Source organism: Noviherbaspirillum saxi (assembly GCF_003591035.1).
GTDB classification, from domain to species: domain Bacteria; phylum Pseudomonadota; class Gammaproteobacteria; order Burkholderiales; family Burkholderiaceae_D; genus Noviherbaspirillum; species Noviherbaspirillum saxi.
Map to the genome: position 1 here is coordinate 1,301,499 of NZ_QYUO01000003.1, position 17,248 is coordinate 1,318,746.

At 57.3% G+C, this 17,248-nt stretch carries 15 protein-coding genes; 3 read left to right on the forward strand and 12 right to left on the reverse strand.

From position 1 onward, the window contains the following. Positions 1–652 precede the first annotated feature (652 nt). From D3871_RS28985 to D3871_RS28995, 3 genes are all read left to right on the forward strand, one after another. Positions 653–1,612 (forward strand): helix-turn-helix transcriptional regulator, encoded by a 960-nt coding sequence (locus D3871_RS28985; protein ID WP_119772607.1) that lies wholly within the window; start codon positions 653–655, stop codon positions 1,610–1,612. 440 nt (positions 1,613–2,052) lie between these two features. Further along, entirely contained in the window at positions 2,053–3,666 is a 1,614-nt protein-coding gene (locus D3871_RS28990) for a sensor histidine kinase (RefSeq protein WP_158598116.1), read from the forward strand. Positions 3,667–3,671: 5 nt separating this feature from the next. Next, entirely contained in the window at positions 3,672–4,415 is a 744-nt protein-coding gene (locus D3871_RS28995; protein ID WP_233575860.1) for a response regulator, read from the forward strand. A gap of 334 nt (positions 4,416–4,749) precedes the next feature. On the opposite strand, the gene D3871_RS29000 is transcribed toward D3871_RS28995, so the two are convergent. The 12 genes from D3871_RS29000 to D3871_RS29055 form a co-directional block, all read right to left on the reverse strand. Next, positions 4,750–5,577, reverse strand: a complete 828-nt coding sequence (locus D3871_RS29000) for a hypothetical protein (protein WP_147376940.1) — start codon at positions 5,575–5,577, stop codon at positions 4,750–4,752. Between the two features lie 49 nt (positions 5,578–5,626). After that, complete coding sequence (locus D3871_RS29005) at positions 5,627–7,717, reverse strand: fused MFS/spermidine synthase (RefSeq protein WP_119772613.1); 2,091 nt, start codon at positions 7,715–7,717, stop codon at positions 5,627–5,629. Positions 7,718–7,790: 73 nt separating this feature from the next. Next, positions 7,791–8,375: a methyltransferase family protein gene (locus D3871_RS29010; RefSeq protein WP_199724954.1), complete on the reverse strand. Its 585-nt coding sequence runs from the start codon at positions 8,373–8,375 to the stop codon at positions 7,791–7,793. Between the two features lie 129 nt (positions 8,376–8,504). After that, positions 8,505–9,788, reverse strand: coding sequence for a LytR C-terminal domain-containing protein (locus tag D3871_RS29015; RefSeq protein WP_147376941.1), 1,284 nt, complete (start codon positions 9,786–9,788; stop codon positions 8,505–8,507). Positions 9,789–9,832: 44 nt separating this feature from the next. Next, positions 9,833–10,777, reverse strand: a complete 945-nt coding sequence (locus D3871_RS29020; protein WP_199724955.1) for a type II secretion system F family protein — start codon at positions 10,775–10,777, stop codon at positions 9,833–9,835. A gap of 41 nt (positions 10,778–10,818) precedes the next feature. Further along, entirely contained in the window at positions 10,819–11,796 is a 978-nt protein-coding gene (locus D3871_RS29025) for a type II secretion system F family protein (RefSeq protein ID WP_233575861.1), read from the reverse strand. Positions 11,797–11,853: 57 nt separating this feature from the next. Further along, the gene (locus D3871_RS29030) at positions 11,854–13,212 is read right to left on the reverse strand and encodes a TadA family conjugal transfer-associated ATPase (protein ID WP_420799687.1); all 1,359 of its coding nucleotides are present in this window, start codon (positions 13,210–13,212) and stop codon (positions 11,854–11,856) included. Between the two features lie 66 nt (positions 13,213–13,278). Further along, positions 13,279–14,493, reverse strand: coding sequence for a CpaE/TadZ family protein (locus tag D3871_RS29035; protein WP_233575862.1), 1,215 nt, complete (start codon positions 14,491–14,493; stop codon positions 13,279–13,281). 76 nt (positions 14,494–14,569) lie between these two features. Further along, on the reverse strand, positions 14,570–15,037 hold the full coding sequence (locus tag D3871_RS29040) for a TadE/TadG family type IV pilus assembly protein (protein WP_119772618.1): 468 nt from the start codon (positions 15,035–15,037) through the stop codon (positions 14,570–14,572). Further along, entirely contained in the window at positions 15,034–15,561 is a 528-nt protein-coding gene (locus D3871_RS29045) for a TadE/TadG family type IV pilus assembly protein (RefSeq protein WP_158598117.1), read from the reverse strand. The genes D3871_RS29040 and D3871_RS29045 overlap by 4 nt, the downstream gene beginning before the upstream one ends. Before the next feature lie 29 nt (positions 15,562–15,590). Then, on the reverse strand, positions 15,591–16,895 hold the full coding sequence (locus D3871_RS29050; protein WP_119772620.1) for a pilus assembly protein TadG-related protein: 1,305 nt from the start codon (positions 16,893–16,895) through the stop codon (positions 15,591–15,593). Between the two features lie 43 nt (positions 16,896–16,938). Further along, positions 16,939–17,247, reverse strand: a complete 309-nt coding sequence (locus D3871_RS29055) for a hypothetical protein (protein WP_420799688.1) — start codon at positions 17,245–17,247, stop codon at positions 16,939–16,941. Position 17,248: the final 1 nt, after the last annotated feature.

Sequence of the window (17,248 nt, forward strand, 5' to 3'; positions counted from 1 at the left end):
GCGCAATACCGTCAGGTGTGGACGTGGAAGACGAACAACCGTGCACTGCCGTTCAAGTGTCGAATTCGTTCAGAAGACATCAAATTTGGAGCGTCAGATGCACGCTCCCACCGGAAACAGCATCGAGTGGGCCACAGTGAAAGCGCAGATACCACATGGGCCCCGTGCGGTGACGGAAAAACGCAAGACATCGGAGACGCAACTCAAGCGCCTTCAATGCGGATATTTGAGCGCGGCTTTGACAAAGCAGACCGCTTCACTTGAATCACATCTTTGCCATGCAATTATCTAAATTGCAATGCTTGTGTGCGGCCGCCCCCAGCACGATGGCATCGTCCATCGCCGGCCTCTTGTTTCAGAGCACTTGTTGTCATAGGTCAAGCATTTTTCAGTTGCCAACGCTCTACTTTTACCATTGGCAGATTATTATCGAAAGGTTCGGACTAGGATGTGTTGACATATAAATTGCTCTTGGATCAGTGTGAGATGGGATGCGCTGCTAGGCGCCTGACGCGCCGCAGTGCGAGCACTGCAAGCGGCAGGCAACAACGCAACGCGCCGATCTCACGCTGAGACGAGGGCGATTTATTTGTCAACACACCCTAAATACCCTGCATCTCATCGCGATCATACCGATTGAAGGCAACTCGCCATGCTGGAAACGTTCTCGCAATCCGTCGATACACTTTACGGTCTGAGTGACCAGGTCGCACCTCATCCATTTCGCACCGAAATTCTTCGCCTCATTCGCAAGCTCGTCAGCTACGATGGTGCAATCTTCAAAATTGGTTCCATCGTCGTTCGTATCGACTGCGAGTCCGTAACGCAACACGCGTCTTCCAGCATACCGACTGCCCTACTTCCAGAGGTTTTTTTTCCCGGTCTATCAAAGATTTCAGGCCGCATGTCTGGGGAAACGGCGCTCGGGCCTCTGGTATGCAGCAATCAAAAACTAATAGAGCAAATTCTGGGTAAGGTGGCCCAGCATACAGGCCAGGATTTCGGAGCACAGAGTTTATTGGCGTTCGGAGATTTACGTAGCGAGGGGCCAGAACCGCAGTGGATTATTCTCTACCGACGAAGCGGGGAAGACTTCAACTCTTCCGAGGGCATTCTTCTCCAGGAGTTCTGGATTCACATCGCGCGCGCGGTCTCCTTTAATCTCGGCCAGACGATGAATAGCAATGATCCGGCTCGTCGCAAGCGCGCCATGGGAATGCTCAATCAAAACGGCACACTCGAGGCTGCCGACGCGCTCCTGACCAGCATGCTGAAGGAAGAATGGGGCGATTTCGACGGCTATTCAGTGCCTGCCTGCGTACTGAACGAGTTGCGTACCGTTGGGCGGTTCCGGGGAACACGAATTGAACTGCGTGTCTTTGAAAAATCGGGCTATCTCGTTTGCGAAGCCAGGCGCACGTCCGTTTTCAACACATTGGCACCGAAAGAAAAGAAAGTCGCCTACCTTTTTGCCAACGGAATCTCCTACGGCCAAATCGCAAGTCAGCTGGGAGTCTCTCCGCATACGGTGAGGAATCAGCTGGCGCAGGTCTACCAAAAGCTCGACATACACAGCAAGATCGAATTGGCAAAGATCATTGCAAAAATGTAGGGCGTTGAAATTCATCTCCCCCGGCAATTTCCTTCGGCAACTTCCGTTTCCATTAAGAACGCAGATTGCAACGGCAGACCTTGGCTTATGGTCCGTCGGTGAAACATTTCACTTCTACTTGTAGCAAATCAACAGCTGAATTGACTCAGGGCAAATGAATAGCCCATTTGCACTATTCACCCTGCCGTGATGTATCGATAGTCTAAGACTGACAGTTACCAATTGATACATTATTAAAGACTCGAAGGCGTAATGCGCGGCATCGCTGATTAACCGATCGTGGCAGTGGTAACTGCTTTCGGGTGAATTCGATACCGGACAACAAGGGAACGAGCTACAGGTTTCATCCGGTATAAGAGCACAAGCGACCGTCTCACTTCCACATGAATACTCGACCGAAGATCATCGCCGCAACCACTCTTGATGCAGAAGAAGCGCATATGATCGCGCGAATGCGGCTGGTGCTGGCTGTCTCGATGCTGCTTACCGGAATTATCGATCTTTCGGATGACGGTCTCATCCACCGCCTCTCCACGATCGTTTTCTTCGGCTATGTTCTGTATGCCATCGCCATCGTTGTCGGTACAGAGAGGAAAGTGCTGCAGTCCCAGGAAAAAACCGTTCATTGGCTGGACATCTGGTGGTTTGCACTCATCATTATCGTGACCGGCGGGTCGCTAAGCCCGTTTTTCCTATGCTTCTTCTTCGCCATATTAACCACTTCGTTTCGCTGGGGATTTGAAGAAGGCGCAAGCGCAACGCTTGTCTCTGCCGGCATCCTGATAACGTGTGGCTTGTTTTCCGAATCGGTGAGCGATCTCCCGCGCGTACTGATGCGATCCGCCTTCCTCCTTGCCATCGGCTATATGAGCGCCTATTGGGGTGATTCCAAAGCCGCCTTGACGCGCCGTCTGCAACTGCTGCGCGAAGTCAGTCGCCTTTCCAACCCGCGCTTCGGGATTGACCAGACAATCAATTCGGTACTTGGAAAGATAAAAGACTTCTACGGCGCAAGAGAATGCATCCTTGTCCTGCGCGACGTGGATACCGGTGCTTGCTCGATACGCATCTATGGGAGAGCCGGTACAAGTGGGGCCGTTGCGTCCGACAAAATCAGCGTCACAGCAGCAGCTCCCTTATTGGCGTTACCGGAAGCTTGTATCACGACCTATATTTCCTCAAGTTGGCCGCTGAGATTCTTTTCCGCCAAAGCACACTATCTCGACGGAGAATCGCAGAAATGGATTCCTATCGAAGCGTATACCGCCCGCAACGTGGCCGAAATACTGGAAGCATCCTGCTACATCAGCGCACCGGTGGTTCTCATGCGAAATAGTGGCCGACTCTACGTGACCGCGCACGACCGGCGATGCGGCAGGCCCGACGCTCTGTTCCTCGGCCATATCGTCGCACAGGCCTTTCCCGTCATTGAAAACATCGGGCTGGTCGACCGCATGGCCACTGAAGCCGCGTCGCAGGAACGGCGCAAGATCGCCATGGATCTTCACGATACCGCCATTCAGCCATATATCGGTTTGAGGCTTTCGATCAGCGCGTTGCGCAACAAGGCAAGCAACGGCAATCCGCTTATGCATGACATCGAAAAACTGCTTGAGACGACCACCCATGTTGTCAGCGAGCTTCGTCGATATGGGAAGTTAGTTCAGGTCACCTCCGCCGAGTCCGGCAGCGCGTTTCTCGCGAGTTTGCATAAACAGACCGCCTATATCAAAGGCCTGTATGGAATTGAGATTGATGTCAGTAGCGAGGGAAACATCAATATCAACGACCGGCTTGCGGCAGAAGCGCTACAGCTTGTCAACGAGGGCCTGAACAATATTTGCCGGCATACCACTGCGCAACACGGATCAGTGATGCTTTACTGTGCGGACGGCTGGTTAAGAATCAGCATCGGAAATGAATCCGACGAACAGCATCCGACCGTGTTCACGCCTAAGTCGATGTCTGCCCGGGCTGCGGCCCTTGGCGGCCAGGTGCGGGTGCAAAGCAACGTCAATGGATATACCGTCGTAGAGATTGAGATCCCTGTCTAAGGAGAATGAAATTGCGTTTACATGAACTTCCCATCCGCGTCATGCTTGTAGACGACCATGGAACCATGGTGTGGGGGCTTCAGAAATTGATTGAAGGCGCTCCGAGTAACATGACCGTCGTGGGAACCGCAAAAACCTGCCGCGAAGCGCTCGACGGCGCCAGTAGATTCTCGCCGGATATCATTCTGCTGGACCTGGACCTGGGAGGAGAAGACGCGGTCGATATCATTCAGGAACTGCAGACACGCTTTGAAGGAAGAATTCTTGTCTTGACCGGTACACGAGACCGGTCCCAACTCGATAAGGCAGTGTTAAGAGGCGCTCGCGGCGTACTCTCGAAAGACGCCCCCGCCGAACAGGTTCTCAGGGCGATCGAGAAGGTTCATCAGGGTCAAATCTGGGTTGAACAAGAGATGCTCGGGAGAGTATTAGGAGAACTGATGAATCCCTCCGAAAACAAATCCCGCAGTGCCGACGATGAGCGCATAGCGCTGCTGACTTCCCGCGAAAACAACATCGTCCGGATGCTCGTGGAGCATAGCGGCGCACCCAACAAGGCCATCGCCGAACGCTTGTTCATCTCCGAACATACCTTGCGCAACCACCTGACTTCGATCTACCGGAAGCTTGGAGTAAGCAGTCGACTGGAACTCTATGTGTACGCGGTAAAGCATCAAATTGATTCGCAAGCTTCCGCACCGTCGGCGAGGCCGACTACCGGGAATCATCTACAAGCCTCGTTCGATTAAACAGGACAATGGCCGTGCTCCGCTCAATTCTGCGAATAAATACAGAAAATACAGAATTGAACTGTTGATAAGATACGAGGCATGCGCCGCCCGTTCTTCCTGTGTGTAACGTATAGACGACATTGCCGCATCCAGCTTCGCTTGCATCGTCGAACAGAAGACCTTGCCATCACTGCATAGGCTAGTAAATATCCTCCAGCAGAGCCCTGACAATTACCCACAAGTTGGCAAGGCCTTAAAGTTCCTTCCCCCTTGCAGGGGCGCCCGGCGTAGGGGGAAGGAACCCGACGGAGAATCGCTCTGATGGATTACAGAGTTACTGGTAACAGCAATGCTAAAAGGCGCTGGTGCACTCGCGGGTTCCATACGGGCTTGGCTGCCCTGGCGGGGAGATCATAAGCTTCGTGAAATCGTCGGCAAGCGCGGGTAAGGTAAAGACGTTCCTGGACATGGACTCGGTTCCCGAGACGGCGCCTCGTACGGTTAATCCGACATCGGTCCAGTTCGCCCTGTCCTTCGGATATATTAGCGAGATATTGGCAATGCCAGCGGCGTCTGTCGTCCCACTTACATTGACGATGATAGGCACCCCCGGGTCCAGCACGCCATTACCGTTGACGTCTTCAGCCGCTTCGCGCACCCCGTTGCGGTTTGCGTCTTCATTTGGACACGTGAATACCGGAGTACTGAACACCCAAGAACCTTCGGTGGGGCTTCCTGTTCCTAACCGCTCCAGATTCGATTGCCACCTGTAGCTCCCCTTGCGGTAGTTCACCGGTGAGATATTCACCGTGACGGTTGCGCCCGACACCGGATTACCGGCAGCATCCGAGATGAGAATCGAATAGTCCTTCTTATACAGTGTCGAAGAATAAGGGGTCACCGTATTGCCAGTACCGAACTGGATCGAAATCGGCGGCGTGTCCTGCGTATCATTAGGTAGCGGCGATGGGGCTGAAGTCGGCGGCGTCGAAGACACGGTCGGTGTCGTAGCCACCGGTGTGGCGGTCGGCGCTGTTGGGCCGCGCTCGCAGGCGCTCGCATTTCCCGCATTGCACGCCGACTGCAATATACTGGATCGATCTTCTCCGCCGCCGCCGCATGCGCTAATGCCAAGAACGCCGAATAGAGCGCAGGTTTTTACGAGTCTGAAATTCAACATGGATCTTCCCCCTTTTCCTTTAACGTGACTGATTTTTTATGAAGAGCGCTTACTTCAAAATTGTGTACATACTGCTGTAGTCATCGGTCCAGGGACGCGTCGATCGCTTCAGGTTGATCTCCCTGGCATTTCCCTTGAATTCGCTGGCGTTGAAGATATCGGCCCGGTCTCCGATCAAAACCCACGTTGAATTATTCAGCCCCTTAACGGCGTCGAAAGACGTATCCACGATCCTCGCCTGCTTGCCGAACGAATCGGCGGCCGCCTTCACCACTGGAGCGAGATCCAGATTGTTGTTCGAGATATGCACCGCCAACACTCCTCCGGGCCTGATATTCCGAAAGTAAATATCGAATGCTTCGCGTGTGAGCAAATGCACCGGGACCGAATCACCCGAGAAGGCGTCAACTGCAAGTACATCGAAGTTCTGTACCGGTTCCCTTTCCATCGACAGGCGCGCGTCGCCCAGCACCATGTCGATCGCTGCAGCGGAATCCGATAGGAAAGTGAATTCCGACCTGGCGAGTTCGATCACCAAAGGATTGATCTCGTAGAAACGGTAAGTGTCCGCCGCCCGACCATAAGCCGCGAGGGTACCTGCGCCTAACCCAACGATACCTACGCGCTGAGGGCCACCATTTCTGGTTGCCACGATTGCCATCCCGGCTCCGCCGTTCTCGCCATAGTAAGTCGTCGGCCATTTGCGCCGCTCGGGATTTAGGTATTGCGAGCCATGAGTGATTGAGCCGTGGACCATCTTTCTCTGCAAGCCGGCATCCTTGCCGCTATCGACGATCCTTAGTGTTCCATAGAAGTTGCGTGCCATCACCTTCTGCTTGCCAACGAATCTGGCCATGCCGAATGCTACGGTGAGCGATACGATAACGACGGCGAAGGCCGCGAGCCTCAGCCAGGCCTTTCTGTTGAACCAGCTGCGCGGATCGGCTGGCTCGCTGTAGATCACTGTGAAAAAAACGGTAATGGTTGCCAGGCTGCCCAGCGGGAGCTCGTAATTCCCATTGAATAGGCGTGGCGCGACCAAAGCAACGAACGTGCCGCCCACGGCGCCGCCAATTGCAATCATTAGATAAAAATACGTCAGGTACCTGGCATGCGGCTTCCGTTTCGCCAGTTCGCCATGGCATACCATGCAGGAGATGAATAGGACGCCGCAGTAAAGCACAATTGCGCCGATGATTTCCGTGCTGGTCCAGTGCATCGCCTGGTCGAGATTAATGGCGCCAAGTCCGAGCAGGAACACCGGCAAGTACCATGCACGCCGATACCATGCCCTGCCTTCAAAGCACATGATGAAGCTCAGGAGATACAGGCCGAGGGGCAATACCCAGAGGAAGGGCGTGGGTGCCACATTCTGGGCCAGGTGGCTGGTCACCGACATCAGCAGAATTGTCGGGCATGCCGCCAGGATGATCCAGAGCGCTAGCGTGGTCACATCCGGTCGCTTATCCACGTCTGCTTTCTCTCCGACGCCGGCAGCCATGCCTGCACGTCTGCCACGCCATGCCAGCATGCCGCAGATCAAAGCAAATCCGATATAGCCGGTGGACCATCCGGCCGAAAGCAGAGGCACGCCGAACCACGGCTCGAATAGGACTGGAAAACTCAACAGCCCGAGCATTGAGCCGAAATTGGACAGTGCAAAAAGGCGATACGGCACCGTTCCCGCCCGTTCTCGGGCGAACCAAGCTTGTACCAGCGGGCCGGTCGCGGAAAGCAGGAAATAGGGCAAGCCGACCGTCGCCGCCATCAGGCCGATGATCAGGAGAGTCGGATCTTTTTCGCCGGCCGGCTTCCAAGCTATGTCAGGCGTAATCGGAAGCGTCAGGAGACTTGCAGCAAGAAGCAAGATATGGATCCATGCTTGCGTCTTGGGAGCGAACGTCCGAGTGATCCAATGGGCATAAAGATAGCCAAACAGAAGCAGCACCTGGAAGAACAGTAGGCAGGTGCTCCAAACGGCCGCAGACCCGCCAAACCAGGGGAGGATCATTTTTCCGATGATGGGCTGTAACTGAAACAGCAAGAAGGCGCTCAGGAAGATCGTGCATGCGTAGAGGAAAACCGGCAGTAGGCTATCGCCGGCGTAAGTTTTCACTTTCGACATGAGAACAGCCATCATTTTTTTGATACTCCTTCACAATCATCGATACGCAGGCACTGTTCGTATAAAGCCGGGAGCATCAAGTCGGGACTCAATACACAAACGGAACAACCCGGTAGCGCACCTGTTCCATGTATTCCCGATATAAAGGATCCTGAGCCAAGTGATTTTCTTCACGAGATATGCGGATCGCGATGCATGCCACCACTACGGTGTAGACAAGCAGGTTCCAGAGCGTGGAATGGGTCAGGAGGTAAGCCCCGAATGTCAAGACATAACTTGCATAAAGCGGATGCCGCACATAGCGATACATGCCTTTTGTCTTGATTTCACGTTTTGCGGCAACAATTGCAAAACTGCGATTCAGTGATATCAACCCCATCAACTGGATCAACGCGCCGATGATGATGAGGTTGGATGCGACAGGAAGGACTCCCCACGAGGCAGGACGAAGAAAAAGCGGAGCAACCGTTCCGGCGACCGCCACCACCCAATCGAAGGGGACCATTGAAATGCTCTTCGGGCTGCTTCGGGAAATGAAGAACGCCACTGCAAAAGCCTCGGCAATGCAAATCACAAGAAGCGCCGGCTCATGCGTCTTCATGAAGGTCTTGAAATGCACATAGGCGAACGATCCCCAGATTACGGCAAGAAACATCTGGACAAACAGGTTCATCGGTCTGGACCGCAGTATTTCTGCAAACGCTACGTTCATGCTTCCTCCATTGATGTTGAGATCACTCGCGCCACTGAAAGCTATTAGTGCTTTCTTTAGCCGAACGTCGCTTTGCCACTACAGTAGTGCCTATCCCTCGTTCAGCGCACCTCGCCCGGCCATGTCGAGATGCTTGCGGTAATGGGCACGGACGGCGCTGGCGTCGGGCATGTCCCGTCCGAGTATGAGCCGCAAGTGCGATCCAAAAGCGGTCGTGCTGCGGACGATCGGAACGTCCTGTCCCAGCCTGTCTGCCAGCGTCCGAGCCGCCTGCTCATATCCATCCTTGTATTCGATCCGTGTCGCCTTCACATCGAAGCGCTGCTGATTGGTCAGCTTCACGACTTGCAGATCCCTGCTGCCGACGATCTGTTCGATTGATCTGGCCATGCCACGGATGCCGTTTCCATTGCTGACTTCCATCAGGACCGGAACCAGGCTCGACTTTGCATCGACTTGACCCGGCCGGCGCGGCACCAGTGCTGGAGACGGTGGCCGGATTGCGCCTTTTGGGGACGCCGCGGCGCCGACGGAACGTGCTTCCGGCTGCGGCATCGCCCTGGTTCCCGGATGCTGACTAGCAGTGGAAGTGACCGACAGGGTAGCCGCGACCGTTGCCGTCGAGCCGACGCGGCGAACCTCGTATACACCGGGCCCGATCAGTTTGATCTCGCTCCTGAATTTCTCCTCCGGCGCAGCGTTGTGCGGAGGATTGTTCGCAGAAACAGGCTTGACGACGGTTGATGCAATTACTGCCTGACCGCTTCCAGCCGCCGCATGCCGCCGCGAATGATCGCCCGCCTGCGCAGCGGCAAGCTGTTCCGCTGGCAGCGGCGGCATTCCGAGTGCGGCCACCTTGGCTTGCGCGAACGCGGTGCGGGCCCGTTCGGTGCCGCCGAGCTTTTCCAGCACATTCCCGAGGTTATGCCAGGCGCGTGAATTTTTCGGATCGAGCGCGATGGCCTTTTCCAGTGAAATTCGCGCCAACTCAAATTCGCCATTCAGGTAATAGGTATGGCCTAAGTTGCTGAACAGGTGGCCGGCGTCCGGAGTGGCTTGGATCTGCTCGCGCAGGAGCGGAATCGCTTTCTCATAGTCGCCGTGTTCCGCGTACAGGACAGCCAGTGCATTGCGCGCTTTGACGTGGCCCGGTTCAAGGACCAGCACCTGCTGATATGATTTCCGCGCTTCCTCCCATCGTTGCGCGCCATGAAAATAGCGCCCGAGCCTGTAATGAGCATCGGCTGTTTCGTAGGAATGTTTCACCTGCATGGTCGGCACTATCTTCAGCGCGGTTGGCGACTGGTTCGATGCGCAGCCGCACAATGCGCCGGCGGCGCAGGCACCGGCGATAATTTTCAGAGTGGCTCGCATCGTAATCTCCTTAACGAACTCGGTAAAATTTTCCACTGCATCGATCAATTGCCGCCACCCATGCCGGGCAGCAGGATGCGATGGATCTGTATAAACGCCGGTCCCAGTAGCACCAGCAGCAGAGTCGGAAAGATGAAGAAAATCAGCGGGAACAACAGCTTGAGGGCAATTTTCGCGGCAGCTTCCTCGGCCCGCAGGCGGCGCTTGGTGCGCAAGGTGTCTGAATGCACGCGTAACGATTCGCCCATGCTGGTACCGAACCTCTCCGACTGGATCAGCATCGCGACCAGCGTGTCGATATCGCCCACGCCGGTCCGCAGCGCGAGATTGCGCAGCGCCTTTTCCTTCGAAAAGCCGGCGCGCATTTCTATCAGCACCAACTGCAATTCTTCGGCGAGCACCTCGCTCTTCACCCGCATTTCGTCGGCCACCTTGGCCAGCGCGCTGTCCAGGCTGAGGCCCGCTTCGACACATACGCAGAGCAGGTCGAGCGCATCCGGAAAGTTCTCGAATATTTCGCGCTGGCGTTTTTCCACCGCCATCCCGAGAATCTTGTTCGGAAGGTAGTAACCGATCGCGGCGCACATAAGCAGCAAGATCAGGAAGATATTCTTGCTCGCGGTCCCGATGGTATGTCCCGCGATCAGCGTGAGCAGCAGCGGCAGCAGAATGGCAAGCACCGTTTTCGTGGCGAAATAGATGCCCGGGGCGGACGGATTGCGCCACCCCGCGTTCATGAAGCGCGTGCGTAACGGCGATTTCTCCCAGCCGTCTTCCGGGACTGACAGTTTCGCGAACGGTTTAGCGACTTTGGCAACGCGCTCGATCCATCCGGTGCCAGGCTCCGGCACGGCGCCCGGTGAGTGTGCTGCCACGGTGTCGAGCCGTTGTCGAGTCCTGCTTGGCGAGAACATGAACAGCCCCAGGAACGCGATGCCAAACACCACGCCGAACACGATCATAAGAAAGATGAGTTGTTGAATGTCCACCGCAATTCTCCCTGGTTCGAGTAAGCGCTGCCCTCGATGGTTCAGACGTGGATACGGATGATCTTGCGCATCCAGATAAAACCGGCCAGCATCATTCCTGCGGCGATCCACATCAGCTTCACGCCAGCGGGGTCGCTCCACAATACCGTGATGAATTTTGGGTTGATCACAACGATGGCGCCCGCCACCGCGAAAGGCAAGATGCCGAGGATCCATGCCGACAGCCTTCCTTCGGCCGATAGCACCCTGATCTGGCCGAACAGCTTCAGCCTAGCCCGGATGATCTGGCTGATATTGCCCAGGATCTCGGCAAGATTGCCTCCCGATTCTCTCTGGATCAGCACTGCGATGACAAAGTAGCGCAGATCGGTCAATGGAATCCTGGTGGCGAGATTCATCAAGGCGTCAGTCATCGGCACGCCATAGTTGATTTCATCGAATGCAATCCGGAATTCACCGCTGATGGGCTCGGGCATCTCATCACGCACCATTTGCAGCGTGGCGGGAAACGCGCTCCCTGCGCGCAGTGCCCTGCTGATCAGGTCGGCCGCTTCCGGCAGCTGTTCCTCGAACTTAGTCAGTCTCTTGGCGCGCGCGCGCGTGACCACCATCGCTGGAATCGTGGAAAAGCAGCTGCCGGCAAGTATGGCCACGAGGAACGGGGCGTGTAATACCATGCCGAGTATCGTGCCGGTCGCAAACGTAATCGTTGAATAGACAAGAAACCGTGACACGGTCCAGCCCAGGCCGGATTGCTGCAGCATGCGGTCCAGCGCATGGATGCGCGGCACTCGCCAGAGCAACCTATCCATCGCCGGGGACTGGCTAAGGAAGCGCTGCTTCAGAATCGACAGGTCTTCGCTATCGCGGTGCGTGCCCGCCGATAGCAGCTGGAGTCGGCGTTCGATGCGCTTGGCGGCATCGCCGCGCGTGGCTGTCCACCACATGAACACGCCTTCCACCAGGAAGATAACTGCGGCGAATATCAAGCCGGCAAATGCATAGAAAATTATATCCACTTCAATGTCCCTTCGTCATTCCAGATCCTTGCGGGAAACGGCGCCACTTACCTGTGTTCACTCGTATTGCTTGGTCGGATCGAATAGCGAATCCGGCACCGGAACGCCAAAGGCCTTCAGGCGGTCGGCAAAGCGCGGGCGTATGCCGGTCGCGCAGAAATGCCCGGTCACCTTGCCGTCCAGGTTCACGCCGACCCGCTTGAAGGTGAACACTTCATGCATCGTGATCATGTCGCCTTCCATTCCCGTCACTTCTTGGATGCTCACGATCTTGCGCGTGCCGTCAGTGAGCCGGCTGACCTGCACGATGACGGTCACTGCGGATGCGATCTGCTGGCGCGTGGCGCGCGGCGTCAGATTGACACCCGCCATACCGACCATGTTCTCCAATCGGGCCAGGGCATCGCGCGGCGTATTGGCGTGGATCGTGGCGAACGATCCCTCATGGCCGGTGTTCATTGCCTGCAGCATGTCGAGTGCTTCGGCTCCCCTCACCTCGCCCAGGATGATGCGGTCCGGCCGCATGCGCAGCGCATTGCGTACCAGCGAGCGCTGCGTTATCTCGCCCTTGCCTTCGATATTCGGCGGTCGAGTCTCCAGACGCACCACATGCGGCTGGCGCAGCTGTAGTTCCGCCGCATCCTCGATCGTCACGATCCGTTCGTCCGCGGGGATGAAGCCCGAAAGCACGTTCAGCAGGGTCGTCTTGCCGCTGCCCGTGCCGCCGGAAATCAGGATATTCATTTTTGCCTTGGCCAGCGACTGCATCAACTGCACCATGGGCGGTGTCGTGGTCTTGAGCTGCAAAAGGTCGTTGATGGACAGCGGGTTGACCGCGAAGCGGCGGATCGAAAGAATCGGTCCGTCCACCGCCAGCGGAGGGATGATTGCGTTCACGCGCGAACCGTCCGGTAGCCGGGCATCCACCATCGGGCTCGATTCATCGACGCGTCGGCCCACGCGCGAGACGATCTTCTCGATGATCTTCATCAGGTGCGTATTGTCATGAAATGTAATGCTGGTCAGCTCGAGCTTGCCCCGGCGTTCTACGTAGACCTGGCTGGCGGTATTGACCAGGATGTCGGACACGGTCGGATCGGCAAGCAGCGGTTCGAGCGGACCGAAACCCAGCATTTCATGCTGGATGTCGAGCACCAGCCGGCCACGCTCGCTCTGATTGATGACGATGCTCTCTTCATCGATGATGCGCTCGACCAGCGCGGATAGCTCGGTCTTGAATTGCTCCGCGGTCAACCGTTGCAGACGTTCGAGGTCGATCCGGTCCAGGATGACCTGATGCACCTCCTTCTTGAGGGCCTGGTACGCGTTGTTGACCAGGGGAGCTTCATGACCATTGAGTTGGCCATTCAGTTTGTTTCTGCCCTCCATGACGGAAAGCCGCTCTCTCAGACTCACGATATTCTCCTGTTGACCGGTGTCGCGTTGATCCGCGTGATTTGCATAGCGATCCATTCAGCCGTGTCAAGCGCGCGCTTGCAGGCTGCGGCTGAAAAGACGGGCGAGAATGCTTTTATCCTCCGTGGTGCGCGTCCCGGTCATGCGATCGGCAAATCCGATCAGGCTTTTCGCGACCGCGCTGCCGCGCGCCAGCTGCAGCAGCGGTACACCTTGGTTGATCGATTCGTTCACCGCGTCGTAGCCGTTCGGAATCGTATGGACCGCGCCGCCGCCGAGCGCACGTTCCAGGTCGGAGAGATGCAGCTTCCCGGTTTTTTCGTAGCGATTAACGATCAGATGCGTCTTGTCGCGCGGATAACCAAGCGAATGGAAAATATCCAGCAGCCGCCGGCCGTCCCGGATGTGGGGCATGGCCAGTTGCAGGACTGGGTAGATTGCGTCGGAATGGTCGAGCGCGCGTATTGTGATCCCGTCGATCTGCCGCCCCACGTCGAGAATGACGAAGTCGTAATGGCTGCGGGCAAGCAGTAGGATGGTGTCGATGTGTTCGGGCTTGATATCGACCGTCCGGGTAGGATCCTCCGAGGCGGCCAGAATGCCGAAATTGGGCAGCACTTCCACCAGGCTCGAATCCAGAAACGCGGGATCGATGCGGTCGATCTGCACGCAGATATCGGACAGCGTCATGGTCGGTTTTTTATCTGACATATACAAGGCGGCATCGCCGAAATGCTGGTTCAGGTCGATCAGCAGGACTTTCTTTTTCGCCAGTGACGCCAGCGCATGCCCGAAATTGGTAGCAATGAAGGTGGCGCCGCTGCCGCCCTTGCAGGAAATGAAGGAGATGATCTTGCCGTTCTTAATGGAGGACGCGTTTTTCTGCGCGATGCGGTCGAGTGCCTCGCCGAAGGCCTGCGGCTCCAGGGGCAAGAGCAGCAGCTCGCGCACACCGGCGCGCATGGCGCGCAGCAGGATCTCGGGCGACTGGTCCTGGGTGAGAAGCATGACCGCAATCTGCGGATATTGCGCGCTGAAAGTCTCCAGGAGGCCGCGCCCGAGGATGTCGGCCTTGGACGTATCGAGTATCACTAACTGCGGGGCCTCCGCGGCGATGCGCTGGGTGGCGTCGAGCAGCCCGCCTCCCACCGCAATCACCGTGACGGCTGGCGTCCGCGCCGCACTCAATGCAGCAATCTCTTTTTGCAGGTTGTCATCGTTGGAAATTACGAGCGTTTTCATTTGATCTTGATTCCTATAAAAACTATGCGAGCCCTGCATGCCATTGCCGGATCGCTGAGTTCCATTCAACTTTCCGCTGCCCGGACGAATGAGCCCGGGCAGATAATCTGTCGCATCAACCGCATAGCGCCTCGTTGCCGGTGCTATCCATACTCTCGCGCGGCAACGTCGTGGTGAACGGCGGCATCTGCACCACAAAAGGTGTGCGCAGGGAGCCGAAGTCGGGGATCAAGGTGTTCACATTCAGATTCGGAGAAATGCTTACCGTGACGGATTCGCAGCTGGCTTGCCCACAGCCCGCCGGGTTATAGGTGACGACGATGTCATCGTCTTCGAGCAGGTGGAGCCATCGATTCATTTGGGCCCTTATTTGGGGCGCGTTCAGATTGCAGACCACGGCAATGCGCGCTCCCAGTCGGGTCGCTTGCACTGCCGAGTTCATATAGAACAACACCCTGCCGAGCTCGGCGATGCCGATCAGCAGCAGCAGGGTAATGGACGCTACGATGGCGAACTCGACGGCCGTCGCCCCGCGTTGCCGCCGCCGGGATTGCAACTGGGGCTGAACACGCGCGGTATTCATACGATCTGCCTCATGACGGCCCGGATGCCGGGATTGGGAAGTTCCTCGCCGAAAATCACTGACGTCGCGAACTTTCCGAGGGGGATATAGGTCGGCAGGCCGAGATAGTTGAACTGATAGTTGAGGATTTTCACTTCAACCAGGCGCACGGTTCCCATCACCGGGGCCGTGACTTCAAATTCGCCGGTGCAATCGTCGAGGTGCAGGCGGTCGCAGATGACCACATCCGCCGTCGTGAGGCCGGGTGCCAGCGTCGGTCCGGTGCAGCCGGGATTGCCGTGGACCACCAGGCATCGGGCTTCTACCATTTTGTTGGCATACGTTACGTCGTCCGGACTGTTCTGTGACAGCAGGCGCGCCCCGTCGCGCACCGCCTTGGCCAGGGTGTTGTAGTAGAAATAGGCACGCCCGTATTCGACCGCGCCGAAAGCCAGCGGCAGCATGACGAACGGCAGCAATATGGCGAGCTCCACGGCGGCGGCTCCGCGCATCGCGGCCAGCTTGGCGGCAGAAAGCTTTCGCATCCCGAATGCTCCTGTGCAGGTAAGGTTATTCATCGCACCAGGGTCGGAACCAGCGGACCCGCACTGCCCGGTGCGCCCGGCAGGCCGAGGGTGGTGCAGGGGCTCGGCGGCGCGGCTTCGTTCGCCCGCCCCAGGTATTCGAGGAACATCCGGGTCCGGCCGGTTGGACTTCCACCACCACCGCCGCCGCTACTGTTGTTGATCGGATGCAGCATCAGGATGCACGCCCAATCCGTTACCGGCGCGGTCGATCCGCTGGTGAACCCTGCGCAATCGACTATGGGCACGATGCCCAACCTGCGGTCGGCGCCATTGGTGCCCAGGTAAGTGGAGTTGGAAACCGTGCCGTTCGTGCTCAAGCCGGTAGCGGCATCGCCCTGGTAGGCCGTATTGGTATTCCGCTGCGTCTGGAAGTTGTTAAACGCCCCGAATTGCGATGGCCAGTTCACCTCGGTATAGCCATAACCGGTGAAATCGGGCACCGCATCCGCCTCACGGACACTGCCCTGGTAGATGCCGAAGCGGGCATTCCAGGCCTGCGCCGTCGACGAAACGTTGCCCGGTTGCCCTACCTGGGCGCCGACCGCCGGGAGATTGCAGACGCCGGGGCCGTTCAATACGTCGCGCAGTTCGCTGGCGCCGCCTCCCGGCGGAGTGAAATCGACCCATTTGAAATTTCCCGTCATATTGACGTTTCCTGCGCCGCCTCCGCCGGGTCCGATCGCGCCTTCCAGCCAGGTGCCTCGCGGCGTTGTTGCCGGCGCGGCGGTATGGCAGAGCGCGACCGGGATGGCGCAATTCGTTTGCGAGGGTCGGAGCCCGGCAATGGCCGAGGCGCGGACGGTTTGATTGGCGGCTCCTCCCGGCCCCGGCAACAGACTCGCAATCCGCATGAAAAAGTTCGGAATCGCTTCCCGGACCACTTCGCAGCGTGCGAATTTCATGGCAAGCGCCCCGCCCGCTCCGATGGCCGCCTTGGTCTGATAAGCGCCATTGAGGGTCGTGCTAAACGTAATGGTCTCGTCCGGATTGACCTCCACTGCTTCCCCTTGCATCAGCACGGCGTTTCTCGTGCCGGTCGCGATGCCCGCAAGCTCGCCTTTCTCGAGTTGATCCGCATTGACCCCGGTAAGCGCCTGCGCCGCCGCCAGCGCGCAGGCATCCGCGCTGTTCTGCAGCTCGGTCTTGGCGATGTAAAGCCTGCCCGTATCGAGAGCCAGGCCGGCGAAACCGACGAGCACCACCATCGACAGGCCGACAAGAATCGCCACCGCGCCGCCTTGCCGGGCGAGCCGCAGGCGGCGGGTGGCTCCAGAAGGTGAGTGAATGGACATAGGGCTACCCTGAGTGATCTGTGTCGATGGAAAAGCGCTGCATCTACCTGCCGCCGCTGATGTTGATCGTAACGTCGCTGCGCGGCGGCTCCTTCTCCGCGAAGGATTTCTGGTAGCGGTTCATTGCCTCTTGCGCGGCACGGCCATCGATGCCGCTGACCGGATCGTTATTCCTCGATGCATCGGGATTGAGCGTCTGCTGCGCGACCGCCGTGCGGACGGAATCGCCAAAGGTCGCGTCGAATTGCGGAGTAGGCTGCGCGCATCCGGCTAGCAGGCACGGCGCGATGAACAAGACAGCCACCGGCAGAGGCAGCCGTTTTTTAGCATGGTTTGTCGCTGCGTTTTTCACT

Bases quoted from the DNA above. Each gene is read 5' to 3' on its own strand.
- D3871_RS28985 (WP_119772607.1), top strand. From the start codon at position 653: ATGCTGGAAACGTTCTCGCAATCCGTCGATACACTTTACGGTCTGAGT.
- D3871_RS28990 (WP_158598116.1), top strand. From the start codon at position 2,053: ATGATCGCGCGAATGCGGCTGGTGCTGGCTGTCTCGATGCTGCTTACC.
- D3871_RS28995 (WP_233575860.1), top strand. From the start codon at position 3,672: ATGAAATTGCGTTTACATGAACTTCCCATCCGCGTCATGCTTGTAGAC.
- D3871_RS29000 (WP_147376940.1), bottom strand. From the start codon at position 5,577: ATGTTGAATTTCAGACTCGTAAAAACCTGCGCTCTATTCGGCGTTCTT.
- D3871_RS29005 (WP_119772613.1), bottom strand. From the start codon at position 7,717: ATGATGGCTGTTCTCATGTCGAAAGTGAAAACTTACGCCGGCGATAGC.
- D3871_RS29010 (WP_199724954.1), bottom strand. From the start codon at position 8,375: ATGAACCTGTTTGTCCAGATGTTTCTTGCCGTAATCTGGGGATCGTTC.
- D3871_RS29015 (WP_147376941.1), bottom strand. From the start codon at position 9,788: ATGCGAGCCACTCTGAAAATTATCGCCGGTGCCTGCGCCGCCGGCGCA.
- D3871_RS29035 (WP_233575862.1), bottom strand. From the start codon at position 14,493: ATGCAGGGCTCGCATAGTTTTTATAGGAATCAAGATCAAATGAAAACG.
- D3871_RS29040 (WP_119772618.1), bottom strand. From the start codon at position 15,037: ATGAATACCGCGCGTGTTCAGCCCCAGTTGCAATCCCGGCGGCGGCAA.
- D3871_RS29045 (WP_158598117.1), bottom strand. From the start codon at position 15,561: ATGCGAAAGCTTTCTGCCGCCAAGCTGGCCGCGATGCGCGGAGCCGCC.
- D3871_RS29050 (WP_119772620.1), bottom strand. From the start codon at position 16,895: ATGTCCATTCACTCACCTTCTGGAGCCACCCGCCGCCTGCGGCTCGCC.